Raw genomic sequence first — 13,019 nt, 5'->3', positions numbered from 1 at the left:
AATTGTACCGGGCGCAGGCCCGCGCTGTCAGGTTTGTGCAGGCTAAAAGCATGTAGTGCGATGCTGGCGACAGGCGCTCATTGCCCGATGGGCTGCGGGGCGTCATAATGTAGCCCCTTTTTTCTGTCCCTACATGTGGAAGGTTCCCGTGACTCAGAAGCCCGACCAGTGTCTTGGTGAGTGGATTGATCGTGAAGCGCTTGCAGAAGCGATGATCCCGCTTATCGGTCAGCTCTACCGCAATAACAATGTGGTGAGCTCGATCTATGGCCGTAGCCTGATCAACCGCTCGGTGATCTCGATCCTCAAAGCACACCGCTTTGCCCGTCATCGCCAGACCGACGAAACCGAACTGTCTGTACACGAGACATTCCCGCTGCTCAAAGCCATGAGCGAGCTGAAACTGGGCGCCGCCTCGGTCGACCTGGGCAAGCTGGCCAACAAGTTCAAGCAAGAAGGCAACGGCCGTACTGCCGAGCAGTTCGTGCGTGAAGAAATGGCTGACGTGGTTGGCCAGCAAAACGCTTCGGCACGCAAAGGCACCGACGTCGTGTTGTACGGCTTCGGTCGTATCGGCCGCCTGCTGGCGCGCATCCTGATCGAAAAAACCGGTGGTGGCGACGGCCTGCGTCTGCGCGCCATCGTCGTGCGCAAAGGCGCCGAGAACGATCTGGTCAAGCGTGCCAGCCTGCTGCGTCGTGACTCGGTGCACGGCCCGTTCGATGGCACCATCACCATCGACGAAGCCAACAACACCATCACCGCCAACGGCAACCTGATCCAGGTTATCTACGCCAAGAACCCGAGTGAAGTCGACTACACCCAGTACGGCATCGAGAATGCCCTGATCGTCGACAACACCGGTGTATGGCGCGACGCCGACGGCCTGGGCCAGCACCTGGCCTGCCCGGGCGCGGCCCGCGTGATCCTCACCGCACCTGGCAAGGGCGCGCTGAAGAACATCGTGCACGGCATCAACCATGGCGAAATCAGCGCTGATGACAAGATCATCTCCGCGGCTTCCTGCACCACCAACGCCATCGTTCCTGTGCTCAAAGCGGTCAACGACAAGTTCGGTATCGTCAACGGCCACGTTGAAACCGTTCACTCGTTCACCAACGACCAGAACCTGATCGACAACTTCCACAAGGGCAGCCGTCGTGGCCGCGCCGCGCCGCTGAACATGGTTATCACCGAGACCGGTGCCGCCACTGCAGCCGCCAAGGCACTGCCAGTGCTCAAGGGCAAGCTGACCGGCAATGCGATCCGCGTACCAACGCCGAACGTGTCGATGGCCATCCTCAACCTGAACCTGGAAAAAGCCACCAATCGCGAAGAGATCAACGAGTACCTGCGCCAGATGGCCATGCACTCGGACCTGCACAAGCAGATCGACTACGTGAGCTCCCAGGAAGTGGTCTCCACCGACTTCGTCGGTTCGCGCCACGCCGGTGTGGTCGATGCCGAAGCCACCATCTGCAACGATAACCGTGTTGTCCTGTACGTCTGGTACGACAACGAATTCGGTTACAGCTGCCAGGTAGTGCGCGTGATGGAAGACATGGCTGGCGTCAATCCGCCTGCTTTCCCACGCTAAGCTTGGCTTGATCGTGAAAGACGGGAACCTCAGGGTTCCCGTTTTTTTTGCCTGAATTTTCCCTGGAGGCTGGATGCGCAAGGCAGTGTTGATCGGTGCGATGCTGGGCCTGGCCGGGTGCGGGCAGGGCAACACCCTGGAGCGCATCAGTGGCCCGACCATGGGCAGCAGCTACACCGTGCAGTATGTGCGTACGCCCCAGGGGCCGGCACCGGAGCTGGTCAAGCGCGAGGTCGAGCGGATTCTCGAGGGTGTCGACAGGCGTTTTTCCACCTACCGTAGTGATTCTTTGACCGAAGCTTTCAACAGGCTGCCGGCCAATAGCTGTCAGTCGATGCCGGCCGATGTACTGCAACTGGTGCGGGTCGGCGAGCAACTGGCGCAGCAAAGTGACGGCGCTTTTGACCTGACCGTGGAGCCCTTGCTCGACCTGTGGGGCTTTGGCCCGCAGTCGCGGATGGAAAAAGTACCGGATGCCCAGGCCCTGGCTGCCACTCGCCAGCGGGTCGGGCATGGGCATTTGCGCATAGTTGGCGAGCAGCTGTGCAAGGATGCGCCGGTGGAAGTGGACTTCAACAGCATCGCCGCCGGGCATGCCGTAGACCTGCTGGTGGAGCGGCTAAAAGCCCTGGGGGTCGCGAATTTGCTGGTCGAGGCGACAGGTGAACTCAAGGCGATCGGGCGCAAGGCCGACGGCAGCCCGTGGAAAGTGGCGCTGGAACTGCCCCGCGCTGACCGCCAGATAGCCCAGCAAGTGCTGGACGTGGACGGGTTTGGTGTATCGACCTCCGGTGACTATCGCAATTATTTCGAGGAGAATGGCCAGCGCTATTCACACACCTTCGATGCGCGCCAGGGAAAACCCGTGAAACACGAGCTGGCCTCGGTGACGGTGTTTGACCGCTCGACGCTGATGGCTGATGGTTATTCGACCTTGCTGCTGATTCTCGGGCCTGAGCGCGGCTGGGAGTTTGCCCTTCGACACGGGATTGGCGCAGTGTTCGTGACCCGGGTTGCCGATGGTTTCGTCTCCCGCAGTACGCCGGCGTTTGCCCAGGTGCTGGTGAACTGACAATGAATACATGTAGTGCAGAGAAAAATAGCCTACGACGCGACCAAGGGTTAATGTGCGCGGCGTTCAAGCTTGATTAGACTGCACCCGAATTTTTGCATGGCGCCGCTGGCGGCATGAGGTAGCCCCGCCCGCCGATGTGGCGCGTGGGCCTGTTCTGAAGGAGTACGCATGGCTGTCTACAACTACGACGTAGTGGTGCTGGGTTCCGGCCCCGCAGGAGAAGGGGCGGCAATGAATGCTGCCAAAGCAGGACGCAAGGTGGCGATGGTCGATAGCCGTCGCCAGGTCGGCGGCAACTGCACCCACCTGGGTACCATTCCGTCCAAGGCCCTGCGTCACTCGGTGCGCCAGATCATGCAGTTCAACACCAACCCGATGTTCCGGGCCATTGGTGAGCCGCGCTGGTTCTCGTTCCCCGACGTGCTGAAAAGCGCCGAGAAGGTGATCTCCAAGCAGGTGGCCTCGCGCACCGGCTACTACGCCCGCAACCGCGTCGACGTGTTCTTCGGCACCGGCAGCTTCGCCGACGAGCAGACCATCGAAGTGGTCTGCGCCAACGGCGTGGTCGAGAAGCTGGTGGCCAAGCACATCATCATCGCCACCGGTTCGCGCCCGTATCGCCCGGCCGATATCGATTTCCACCACCCGCGAATCTACGATAGCGACACCATCCTCAGCCTCGGCCACACCCCGCGCAAACTGATCGTCTACGGCGCCGGCGTGATCGGCTGCGAGTACGCCTCGATCTTCAGCGGCCTGGGTGTGCTGGTAGAGCTGGTAGACAACCGCGGCCAGTTGCTGAGCTTCCTCGACTCGGAAATCTCCCAGGCGTTGAGCTACCACTTCAGCAACAACAACATCACCGTGCGCCACAACGAAGAGTACGAGCGTGTCGAAGGCCTGGACAACGGGGTGATCCTGCACCTGAAATCCGGCAAGAAGATCAAGGCCGATGCCTTGCTCTGGTGCAACGGCCGTACCGGCAACACCGACAAGCTGGGCCTGGAAAACATCGGCATCAAGGTCAATAGCCGTGGCCAGATCGAAGTCGACGAAAACTACCGCACCCACGTGGCGAACATCTACGGTGCCGGTGACGTGATCGGCTGGCCGAGCCTGGCCAGTGCCGCCCACGACCAGGGCCGCTCGGCTGCCGGCAGTATCGTCGACAATGGCAGCTGGCGCTTCGTCAACGATGTGCCGACCGGCATCTACACCATTCCGGAGATCAGCTCGATCGGCAAGAACGAGCAGGAGCTGACCCAGGCCAAGGTGCCTTATGAAGTGGGCAAGGCCTTCTTCAAGAGCATGGCCCGGGCGCAGATTGCCGGTGAGCCACAAGGCATGCTGAAGATCCTGTTCCACCGCGAAACCCTGGAAATCCTCGGCGTGCACTGCTTCGGCTACCAGGCCTCGGAGATCGTTCACATTGGTCAGGCGATCATGGACCAGCCGGGTGAGCGCAATACCCTGAAGTACTTCGTCAACACCACCTTCAACTACCCGACCATGGCCGAAGCCTATCGGGTAGCGGCTTACGACGGCCTCAACCGGCTTTTTTGAGCGGCTCCGGCCGGTGGCCTGAGCCGGCCGGGGAGACCGATTTCAGCGATTCTCGAGGGTGGCGCTGGCCAAACCGGGAAAGTCTGTAATCAGGCTGTCTACGCCGAAGTCGGCGAGCCTGCGCATCAGCGCCGGCTCGTTGACTGTCCACACCGACACGTGCAAACCCTGGCGCTGGGCCTTGATCAGGCGCTCGGGGGTGCACAGTGTCCAGTTCAACGCCAGCAAGTTGCAGCCGTAGTTCTGGGCGACCTTCAGCGGGTCGAGCCAGGCGTACTCGGCCACCAGTCCCCTGGAAATATCCGGAGTCAGCTCCAGCGCTGCGCCCAGCACTTCCCGTGAGCTTGAGGTGATGGTGATCTTGTCGAGCAGGCCGAACTGCTGGGCCATTTCGCGGATCGCCAGCACAGTGGTGGCGGCGCGGGTGCGCGAGGCGCTCTTGACCTCAAGCTGCCAGTGCTCGAAATCGCACTTTTCAAACAGCTCCTCAAGTCGCGGGATCGGGCAGGGCGAGACCCAGCCCGGGCCACCCTTGCGCGCGTCGTAGGTGGCAAGGTCGGCGGCGCTATGTTCAACCACCTTGCCGCGCCGGCCGGTGGTGCGCTTGAGGCTGGGGTCGTGAATCACCATCAGCTGGTTGTCAGCCGACAGGTGCAGGTCGAGCTCGCAGCGGCGCACGCCATGCTTGAGGCACTGCTGGAAGCTGGTGAGGGTGTTTTCGGGGGCTTCGCCCTTGGCGCCGCGGTGGCCGTAAATCGTGGTCACGTCTGTTCCTTCAACAAATAAGTGAAACTCAGGAGGCGCTTGGGTCGTTCTGCTCCAGGGCCTGGCGTCGTTGTTGCGCTTGGCGTTGCAGGATGTAGCGGGCCAGCAGCTGGCGCTGGGCGTCGGTGGTGTCGACGAACTCGGTGCCGATCTCGTACTGGCCGTCGGCCTGGTGGTCGCAATGGGTGACCTTGGCGCGCAGCAGCAGGCCCAGGGCCTGGGGCATCAACACCATCTTCACGGCCACGCGCTCGCCGGCCGCCAGCGGCTCGGCGCGGTTGAACTCGATGCCGCCCTCGGACAGCACTACCGCCTGCGGCGCGCTCAATTGCCCGAGCAGGGTCTGCGCAACCACGGCACTGAGCAGGTCGATGCGTTTGTTCTGGGCCTTGAGAAAGGCCGCCAGGGTGCGGTCCTTGTCACTGAGCTGGCGCAGCAGGTGCTGGGACTCGAACTCGCTCAGGTGCAGTTCACTGAGCAGGTTGAACAGCGGTGAAGTATCTTGCAACAAGTCTGTGCCAAGCGCTTCGGCGGCGCTCAACGGGCTAATTTCCAGTGCGATCCGATCCTCGATACGGTAGTATTCGCGGCGATCTTCTTCATCTAATGTCGACATGGCGAACCCATGGTAGCGGCGGTGGTCTGAGTGTAAAGCTGCTAATCAAGCCCCGCCACAAGGACGTTCCTCTTTCATCCGAACAAGCCCCGACATGTTCAGACCTCTCTTCGTATTCATCGGCACGCGTTATACCCGTGCCAAGCGTCGCAACCACTTCGTCTCGTTCATTTCCCTGACCTCGATGATCGGCCTCGCCCTGGGCGTTGTCGTGATGATCGTGGTGTTGTCGGTCATGAATGGCTTCGATCACGAGATGCGCACCCGGGTGTTGGGCATGGTGCCCCACGCCACACTGGAAACCGGCCAGCCGATCAACGACTGGCCCGCCCTTGCCAGTCAAGTAAAGCAGAACCCGCAGGTTCTGGCGGTGGCGCCCTTCACCCAGATGCAGGGCCTGCTGACCCATGACGGCAAGGTGCAGAAGGTGCTGCTCAACGGCATCGACCCGGCCCAGGAGCGCAAGGTCTCGATCATCGACGACTTTATCCGCGAGGGTAAGCTCGATGACCTGGCCCCTGGCGGCTTCGGCATCATGATCGGCGACAAGGCGGCGGCCAAGCTGGGCGTCGGCATCGGTGACAAACTGACCTTCGTCGCCCCCGAGGTCACCGTCACTCCGGCCGGCATGTTCCCGCGCATGAAGCGCTTTACCGTGGTCGGCATCTTCCATGTCGGCGCCGGTGAAATCGACGGCTACCTGGGCCTGACCAACCTGTCGGACCTGTCGCGCCTGCACCGCTGGAAAGCCGACCAGGTGCAGGGCCTGCGCCTGAAGTTCGACGACCTGTTCCAGGCCCCCCGGGTTGCCTGGGACATCGCCCAGAAGCTGGGCGAGCAGGAGTTCTACGCCCGCGACTGGACCCGTAGCCACGGCAACCTGTACCAGGCGATCCGCATGGAAAAAGCCATGATCGGCCTGCTGTTGCTGCTGATTGTCGCGGTGGCCGCGTTCAACATCATTTCCACCCTGGTGATGGTGGTCAACGACAAGAAGGGCGACATCGCCATCTTGCGCACCCTGGGCTCGACGCCGGGGCAGATCATGGCCATCTTCATGGTCCAGGGCACGGTGATCGGCGTGGTCGGCACCCTGATCGGCGCGCTGGTGGGCATTTTCGCCGCGCTCAATGTCAGCGCCGCGATTGCCGGCATCGAGACCCTGATCGGGCACAAGTTCCTCAATGCCGACGTCTACTTCATCGACTACCTGCCATCGCAGATCATGGCCGAGGACGTGTGGATGGTCTGCGGCGCGGCATTGGTCCTGAGTTTCCTCGCCACCCTGTATCCGGCCTGGCGTGCGGCACGCACCCAGCCTGCGGAGGCGCTACGTTATGAGTGAGTTGGGCATGAGTGATAAAGCAGTGCTGAGTTGCCGCAACCTGGGCAAGTCCTACGAGGAAGGCCCGGAGAAAGTCCAGGTGTTGTCCGGCCTGCAGCTGGAGCTGCACCCGGGCGAGCGGGTGGCGATCGTCGGTAGCTCCGGTTCAGGCAAGAGTACTTTGCTCAACCTGCTCGGCGGCCTCGATACCCCGACCGAAGGCAGCGTCTGGCTGGCCGGCGAAGAGCTCTCGGCATTGGGCGAACGCGCCCGTGGCCTGCTGCGCAACCGCGCCCTGGGCTTCGTCTACCAGTTCCACCACCTGCTGCCGGAGTTCACGGCGCTGGAGAACGTGTGCATGCCGCTGCTGATCGGTCGCACCGCCATCCCCGAAGCCCGCGAGCGCGCCGAAGCGCTGCTCAAGCGCGTCGGCCTGGGCCATCGCCTGAGCCACAAGCCGGCCGAGCTGTCCGGTGGCGAACGCCAGCGCGTGGCCATCGCCCGGGCGCTGGTCAACCGTCCGGGGCTGGTGATGCTCGACGAGCCTACCGGCAACCTCGACCATCACACCGCCCAGGGTATCCAGGACTTGATGCAGGAGCTCAGCAGCTCTTCGCAGACGGCCTTCCTGGTGGTGACCCACGATCTCAACTTGGCGCGCCAGATGGACCGCGTACTGCGCCTGGAAGACGGGCACCTGGTACCGATCTGATTGCCCGCGCAACGTGCCCGCCGCTGTCAGGCGGGCACCTGGTTCCTTTTCTTTACCCGGGTGCTTTCGTTCATGTTCAGACCCTTGTCTATTTTCATCGGCGCGCGCTACACCCGCGCCAAGCGCCGCAACCATTTCATCTCGTTCATTTCCATGACCTCGATGATCGGCCTGTCCCTGGGCGTGCTGGCGATGATCGTGGTGCTGTCGGTGATGAACGGCTTCCAGCGCGAAATGAGCTCGCGCATCCTCGGCATGGTGCCGCACGCCAGCGTGCTCGGTGCCCAGCCGCTGGACGACTGGCGGCCGGTGGCGGCGCAAGCCTTGAAAAACCCTGAAGTGATCGCCGCCGCACCACTGACCGAGATGGAAGGCATGCTCTCTTACAAGGGCTCGATGCAGCCGATCCAGGTCAGCGGCATCGACCCGGCCGAGGAGGGCAAGGTCTCGATCGTTGCCCAGCATATCGTCCAGGGCAGCCTTGAAGACCTCAAGCCGGGTGAGTTCGGCGTGGTCATCGGTGAAATCACCGCGCGCCGCTTTCGCCTCAATGTCGGCGACAAACTGACCCTGATCGTGCCCGAAGTCAGCAGCGCGCCGGGTGGCATCACCCCGCGCATGCAGCGCCTGAACGTGGTCGGGGTATTCAAGGTTGGCGCCGAGCTCGACGGCTCGCTGGGCCTGATGCACATGGCCGACGCCGCGCAGATGCAGCGCTGGGCGCCGAACCAGGTGCAGGGCGTGCGCCTCAAGGTCAAGGACCTGTACGCGGCGCCGCAGGTGTCCAAGGCGATTACCACAAGCCTTGGCGAGCAATACCGCGCCGATGACTGGACCCACACCCAGGGCAGCCTGTTCAGTGCCATGAAGATGGAAAAGACCATGATCGGCCTGTTGCTGCTGCTGATCATCGCCGTGGCGGCGTTCAACATCATTGCCACGCTGATCATGGTGGTCAACGACAAGGGCGCCGACATCGCCATCCTGCGCACCATCGGCGCAACGCCGGCGCAGATCATGGGCACCTTCATGGTCCAGGGCAGCCTGATCGGTATCGTCGGTACCTTGATCGGCGGCGTGCTGGGGGTGATTGCCGCGCTCAACGTCAGCCAGATCGTCGGCTGGCTGGAGCGTGTCAGCGGCCAGCACATCTTCACCTCGGACGTGTACTTCATCAGTACCTTGCCGTCGGAACTGCAATGGGGCGACGTGGCGCTGATCTGTAGCGCCGGCCTGATCATGAGCTTCCTGGCCACCCTGTACCCGGCCTGGCGGGCTTCGCAGGTAGAGCCGGCGTACGCCTTGCGTTACGAGTGATGGCTGATCGCGGGGCAAGCCCGCTCCTACACCGGCTGTAGGAGCGGGCTTGCCCCGCGATGGTATTCACACCGTCGGCAAGTCGATCACGAACCGCGTCCAGCCCCCAGCCGACTCCCCGCGAATACGCCCGCCGTGCGCCTGTACGATCGAGCGGGTAATCGCCAGTCCCAACCCCGCATGCTCACTGCTGCCTTCGCGCCGTGCCGGGTCTGCCCGGTAGAAACGATCAAACAGCTTCGGCAGCACGGCCGGGTCAATCGGCTCACCGCGGTTGGCCACCTGCAGCCTTACTCCGTCTTGGTGTCGCTCGATGGTCACACGTATCTCGCCGCCGGCCGCGGTAAAGCGCAGGGCGTTGTCAAGCAAATTGGACAGCGCCCGGCGCAGCATATGCCGGTCGCCGGCAAGCGGCGCCTGGCCCTCACGGCTCAGGCTTATCTCGGCATCTTCAGCCAGCGGTGCGTAGTATTCGAGCAAGGCATCGGCCTCGTCCTCCAGCGCCAGATGCTGGCGGCTGGGCATCAGCAAGCCGTGGTCAGCCTTGGCCAGGTAGAGCATGTCGTTGACCAGTTGCGCCATCCATTGCAGCTCTTCGAGGTTGCTGTGCAGCGCCTCGCGGTATTCATCCAGGCTGCGCGGCCGGGTCAGGGTTACCTGGGTGTGGGTCAGCAGGTTGGACAGCGGCGTGCGCAGCTCGTGGGCAATGTCGGCAGAGAACGCAGAGAGGCGCTGAAAGGCATCGTCCAGGCGTTCGAGCATGGCGTTGACGGTCTGCGCCAGTTCTGCCAGCTCCACCGGCATTTGCCCTTCGGGTAGGCGTGTGGTCAGCGAGCGTGCCGACACCCCGGAGGCCACTTCGCCCATCTGCCGCAGTGGCCGCAGCCCGCTGCGCGCGGCCCAGGCGCCGAGCAACGCGGTCGCCAGCGCCGAAAGGCCGACAGTCAGCCAGATCAGCTGCTGCATGCGCTGGAGGAAATGCTGATGGTGGGTGATGTCGAGAAACAGCGTCAGCTGCGCGTCGCCACCGTTGAGGTTGACGCACAGGCTGCGAAAGTCGACGCCGCTGCTGTGCAGGGTGCTCAGGCCGAGCACTTGCGGCGACTCGGGCAGGCCGGCCTGGCTGTCGAACCAGATGCGCCCGTCCCGGCCGCGAATGCGCACGGCAAGGTCGGCCTGGTGGCTGAGTTCGGTTTGCAGGGCAGGCAGGCGCGGGGCGAGGCTGGCCGGGTCGTCCACGCCTTCGAGCATCTGGCGCAGCAGTGACAGGCGGCTGTTGAGCAGTTGCTGGTCGAGCTCGATGAAGTGGGTGGCGCTGGCGCGGCTAAAAAGGATACCGGCAGTCAGCGACACCACTGCCGTGCAGGCGGCAAACAGCAGTGCCAGGCGACTACCGAGGGACAGGCGGCGCATCAGGCGCTGCGCTCTTCAAGCACATAACCCATGCCGCGCACGGTATGGATCAGCTTGTTGTCGTGGGCATCGTCGATCTTCAGGCGCAGGCGGCGGATCGCCACTTCAATGACGTTGGTGTCGCTGTCAAAGTTCATGTCCCACACCTGCGAGGCGATCAGCGATTTGGGCAGCACTTCGCCCTGGCGGCGCAGCAGCAGTTCGAGCAGGGCGAACTCCTTGGCGGTCAAGTCGATGCGCTGGCCTGTGCGTTCGACCCGGCGGCGGATCAGGTCCAGGCGCAAGTCGGCCAGGCCCAGGCTGGTTTCCTGTGCCGGGCTGCTGCCGCGGCGCAGCAGGCTGCGCACCCGTGCCAGCAGTTCAGAGAAGGCGAACGGCTTGACCAGGTAATCGTCGGCGCCCAGTTCCAGGCCGTGCACGCGGTCTTCGACGGCGTCGCGGGCGGTGAGGAACAGCACCGGGATTTCCAGGCCGGCGGCGCGCACCGCCTGAAGGATCTGCCAGCCATCGCGGCCCGGCAGCATGACGTCGAGGATCAGCAAGTCATAGTCGCCGGTCAGGGCCAGGTGCTGGCCGGTATTGCCGTCGCTGGCAAGCTCGGTGGCAAAGCCCGCTTCACTGAGGCCCTGGCACAAGTACTGGCCGGTCTTGGTCTGGTCTTCGACGATCAACAATTTCATCGGCTGGCTCTTTTACGTGGATTGCCGCAGGGTTATACCGCGGCGGGCGTGGCGGGTGGCCAAGCTGACAAAGTTGTAATGTTTTTGTCAGGTGACTGCCAGCGGCGATTTTCTACAGTGAAGCCTGAACCGTCGCAACCCTGGAGTGGGCTTGAAATGAAACACCTTTTTATCATTGGCGCACTGGCGCTGTTCAGCCTTCCAGCCTTGGCGTCGCCCGCGCATTCCTACACCTTCGGCCAGCCTGCGCCTGCGAGCAAGGCCACCCGCAGCGTCGAGGTGGTGATGGGCGACATGTATTACGCGCCGCGCAGCCTTGAGGTCAAGGCCGGGGAGACCGTGCGCTTCGTGCTAATCAACAAGGGCGCGGTAGTCCATGAGTTCAGCCTCGGCGATGCTGTGATGCACGCCAGGCACCAGAAAGAAATGCTCGCCATGCAGGGCCAGATGGACCATTCGGCCATGGGCCACGGCAACATGAATCACGCCAGCATGCAGCACGACGATCCGAACACGGTGATGGTCGAACCTGGCAAAAGCGCTGAACTGACCTGGACCTTTAGCCAGTCGACGCCAATCGAGTTCGCCTGCAACGTGCCCGGTCATTATCAAGCGGGCATGGTCGGCAAGCTGACCATCGGCCAATAACAGCCGATTGCCCAAAGCATGGCCTAAAACCGATAAACTAGGCGCATTTGCTCCTACAGGTTTTAGCCATGCATCCTGCCGCCGAACATTCTCCGCTGGGTAAATCCAGCGAATACGTCTCCACCTACACACCCTCGCTGCTGTTCCCGATCCCGCGGGCGGCAAAATGGGCCGAGCTGGGCGTCAGCGCCCAGACCCTGCCATGGCAGGGCGTCGATTTCTGGAACTGCTTCGAGCTGTCCTGGTTGCTGGCGTCGGGCAAGCCGGTGGTGGCAATCGGTGAGTTCGCCATCCCGGCCGACTCGCCGAACATCATCGAGTCGAAGTCGTTCAAGCTGTACCTCAACTCGCTGAACCAGACCGTGTTCGAATCGCCCGCTGCCCTGCAGGCATGCCTGGTCAAGGACCTCTCGGCTGCCGCCGGCAAGCCGGTGGGCGTGCAGGTCCGCAGCCTGGCCGAGGTCGAAGGGCAGGGCGTGGTCGGCTTGCCGGGCGTGTGCATCGACGAGCTGGATGTCAGCATCAGCAACTACGAGCAACCGCAGCCGGAGTTGCTGCGCTGCGACAGCGACAACATTGTTGAAGAAACCCTGCACAGCCATTTGCTCAAGTCCAACTGCCCGGTCACCGGCCAGCCGGACTGGGGCAGTGTCACCGTGCACTACCGTGGCGCGGCGCTGGAGCATGCCAGCCTGCTGACCTACCTGATCAGCTTCCGCCAGCATGCCGACTTCCATGAGCAGTGCGTCGAGCGCATCTACCTTGACCTCAAGCGCCTGCTCAACCCCGAGCACCTGACGGTTTATGCCCGTTACGTGCGCCGCGGCGGCCTGGACATCAACCCGTACCGCAGTACTTCACAGGTGACCCTGGAGAACCTGCGACTGGTTCGCCAGTAACGAAAAGCCCCGTTCGATGACGGGGCTTTTTTATTCCGGCGGGCTTAGATGCCCATGCTTTGCAGGCTCTGAACGATATTGCGCAAGGTGGCGGTCAGGCCCGGGTGCTCGACTTCAAAGCGCTCCACGGCGAGGTTGACGCCATCGACCAGGTTGTTGTCCGGGGTCTTGGCTTCCAGTTCTATCTTCGCCTCAATTTGTTGCATCAATACATGCAGATCGGCTCGCTCTTCTTCGGTGAGCGGTGGATTTTGCTCCAGTTGCTCGCGCAGGGCGTCAAGTTGCTCTTGCAGTTCGCGGGCAGGCATGGGTGTTCTCCCTCTATGAATAGGCACAGTCATGGACCCCGTTAGCGGGTGAAAGGTCCATGCCCTGCCTACTAGAGTAATCCACCGGCCAGCGCTTTGCAT

Annotated in this window: 13 protein-coding genes; 8 read left to right on the top strand and 5 right to left on the bottom strand. The window is 62.7% G+C overall.

What is annotated here, in order from left to right; genetic code table 11:
• Nucleotides 1-133 precede the first annotated feature (133 nt).
• From ACZ9A3_RS15135 to sthA, 3 genes are all read left to right on the top strand, one after another.
• A complete protein-coding gene (locus tag ACZ9A3_RS15135; RefSeq protein WP_045194887.1) occupies nt 134-1,597 on the top strand; it encodes a glyceraldehyde-3-phosphate dehydrogenase in 1,464 nt (487 codons plus the stop codon).
• A gap of 73 nt (nt 1,598-1,670) precedes the next feature.
• Nucleotides 1,671-2,669, top strand: a complete 999-nt coding sequence (locus tag ACZ9A3_RS15130; RefSeq protein WP_045194886.1) for an FAD:protein FMN transferase — start codon at nt 1,671-1,673, stop codon at nt 2,667-2,669.
• 171 nt (nt 2,670-2,840) lie between these two features.
• Nucleotides 2,841-4,235 carry a Si-specific NAD(P)(+) transhydrogenase gene (gene sthA, locus ACZ9A3_RS15125; RefSeq protein ID WP_038994353.1) on the top strand — a complete coding sequence of 465 codons (1,395 nt, stop codon included), beginning with the start codon at nt 2,841-2,843 and terminating at the stop codon, nt 4,233-4,235.
• Between the two features lie 42 nt (nt 4,236-4,277).
• On the opposite strand, the gene ACZ9A3_RS15120 is transcribed toward sthA, so the two are convergent.
• Nucleotides 4,278-5,000, bottom strand: coding sequence for a glycerophosphodiester phosphodiesterase (locus tag ACZ9A3_RS15120; RefSeq protein ID WP_045194882.1), 723 nt, complete (start codon nt 4,998-5,000; stop codon nt 4,278-4,280).
• Between the two features lie 28 nt (nt 5,001-5,028).
• Complete coding sequence (locus ACZ9A3_RS15115) at nt 5,029-5,616, bottom strand: PilZ domain-containing protein (RefSeq protein ID WP_093380777.1); 588 nt, start codon at nt 5,614-5,616, stop codon at nt 5,029-5,031.
• Between the two features lie 94 nt (nt 5,617-5,710).
• Here ACZ9A3_RS15115 and ACZ9A3_RS15110 point away from each other — a divergent pair, with 94 nt between their 5' ends.
• The 3 genes from ACZ9A3_RS15110 to ACZ9A3_RS15100 all read left to right on the top strand — a co-directional run bounded on the left by ACZ9A3_RS15110 (nt 5,711) and on the right by ACZ9A3_RS15100 (nt 8,969).
• On the top strand, nt 5,711-6,961 hold the full coding sequence (locus ACZ9A3_RS15110) for a lipoprotein-releasing ABC transporter permease subunit (RefSeq protein WP_045194878.1): 1,251 nt from the start codon (nt 5,711-5,713) through the stop codon (nt 6,959-6,961).
• Between the two features lie 7 nt (nt 6,962-6,968).
• Nucleotides 6,969-7,652 carry a lipoprotein-releasing ABC transporter ATP-binding protein LolD gene (lolD, locus tag ACZ9A3_RS15105; RefSeq protein ID WP_176794235.1) on the top strand — a complete coding sequence of 228 codons (684 nt, stop codon included), beginning with the start codon at nt 6,969-6,971 and terminating at the stop codon, nt 7,650-7,652.
• A 72-nt stretch (nt 7,653-7,724) separates the two neighbouring features.
• Nucleotides 7,725-8,969 carry a lipoprotein-releasing ABC transporter permease subunit gene (locus ACZ9A3_RS15100; protein ID WP_093387417.1) on the top strand — a complete coding sequence of 415 codons (1,245 nt, stop codon included), beginning with the start codon at nt 7,725-7,727 and terminating at the stop codon, nt 8,967-8,969.
• 66 nt (nt 8,970-9,035) lie between these two features.
• On the opposite strand, the gene ACZ9A3_RS15095 is transcribed toward ACZ9A3_RS15100, so the two are convergent.
• Together ACZ9A3_RS15095 and ACZ9A3_RS15090 are read right to left on the bottom strand one after the other, a co-directional pair.
• Nucleotides 9,036-10,385, bottom strand: a complete 1,350-nt coding sequence (locus ACZ9A3_RS15095; protein WP_476253339.1) for a heavy metal sensor histidine kinase — start codon at nt 10,383-10,385, stop codon at nt 9,036-9,038.
• The gene (locus tag ACZ9A3_RS15090) at nt 10,382-11,062 is read right to left on the bottom strand and encodes a heavy metal response regulator transcription factor (protein WP_045194874.1); all 681 of its coding nucleotides are present in this window, start codon (nt 11,060-11,062) and stop codon (nt 10,382-10,384) included. Before ACZ9A3_RS15090 ends, ACZ9A3_RS15095 begins: the two co-directional genes overlap by 4 nt.
• Nucleotides 11,063-11,218: 156 nt before the next feature.
• Between ACZ9A3_RS15090 and ACZ9A3_RS15085 the strand changes: the two genes are divergently transcribed.
• Both ACZ9A3_RS15085 and queF read left to right on the top strand, forming a co-directional pair.
• Entirely contained in the window at nt 11,219-11,710 is a 492-nt protein-coding gene (locus tag ACZ9A3_RS15085; protein WP_045194873.1) for a cupredoxin domain-containing protein, read from the top strand.
• Nucleotides 11,711-11,778: 68 nt separating this feature from the next.
• Nucleotides 11,779-12,609, top strand: coding sequence for an NADPH-dependent 7-cyano-7-deazaguanine reductase QueF (gene queF, locus ACZ9A3_RS15080; protein ID WP_258594337.1), 831 nt, complete (start codon nt 11,779-11,781; stop codon nt 12,607-12,609).
• Nucleotides 12,610-12,653: 44 nt separating this feature from the next.
• On the opposite strand, the gene ACZ9A3_RS15075 is transcribed toward queF, so the two are convergent.
• Nucleotides 12,654-12,917 (bottom strand): DUF4404 family protein, encoded by a 264-nt coding sequence (locus tag ACZ9A3_RS15075; RefSeq protein WP_093380787.1) that lies wholly within the window; start codon nt 12,915-12,917, stop codon nt 12,654-12,656.
• Nucleotides 12,918-13,019: the final 102 nt, after the last annotated feature.

This window comes from Pseudomonas sp. TE4620, from assembly GCF_056279045.1.
This window is presented reverse-complemented; position numbering and strand designations above follow the sequence as displayed.

Bases quoted from the DNA above. Each gene is read 5' to 3' on its own strand.
- ACZ9A3_RS15075 (WP_093380787.1), bottom strand. From the start codon at position 12,917: ATGCCTGCCCGCGAACTGCAAGAGCAACTTGACGCCCTGCGCGAGCAA.
- ACZ9A3_RS15100 (WP_093387417.1), top strand. From the start codon at position 7,725: ATGTTCAGACCCTTGTCTATTTTCATCGGCGCGCGCTACACCCGCGCC.
- ACZ9A3_RS15085 (WP_045194873.1), top strand. From the start codon at position 11,219: ATGAAACACCTTTTTATCATTGGCGCACTGGCGCTGTTCAGCCTTCCA.
- queF (WP_258594337.1), top strand. From the start codon at position 11,779: ATGCATCCTGCCGCCGAACATTCTCCGCTGGGTAAATCCAGCGAATAC.
- sthA (WP_038994353.1), top strand. From the start codon at position 2,841: ATGGCTGTCTACAACTACGACGTAGTGGTGCTGGGTTCCGGCCCCGCA.
- ACZ9A3_RS15090 (WP_045194874.1), bottom strand. From the start codon at position 11,062: ATGAAATTGTTGATCGTCGAAGACCAGACCAAGACCGGCCAGTACTTG.
- lolD (WP_176794235.1), top strand. From the start codon at position 6,969: ATGAGTGATAAAGCAGTGCTGAGTTGCCGCAACCTGGGCAAGTCCTAC.
- ACZ9A3_RS15135 (WP_045194887.1), top strand. From the start codon at position 134: ATGTGGAAGGTTCCCGTGACTCAGAAGCCCGACCAGTGTCTTGGTGAG.
- ACZ9A3_RS15115 (WP_093380777.1), bottom strand. From the start codon at position 5,616: ATGTCGACATTAGATGAAGAAGATCGCCGCGAATACTACCGTATCGAG.
- ACZ9A3_RS15130 (WP_045194886.1), top strand. From the start codon at position 1,671: ATGCGCAAGGCAGTGTTGATCGGTGCGATGCTGGGCCTGGCCGGGTGC.
- ACZ9A3_RS15110 (WP_045194878.1), top strand. From the start codon at position 5,711: ATGTTCAGACCTCTCTTCGTATTCATCGGCACGCGTTATACCCGTGCC.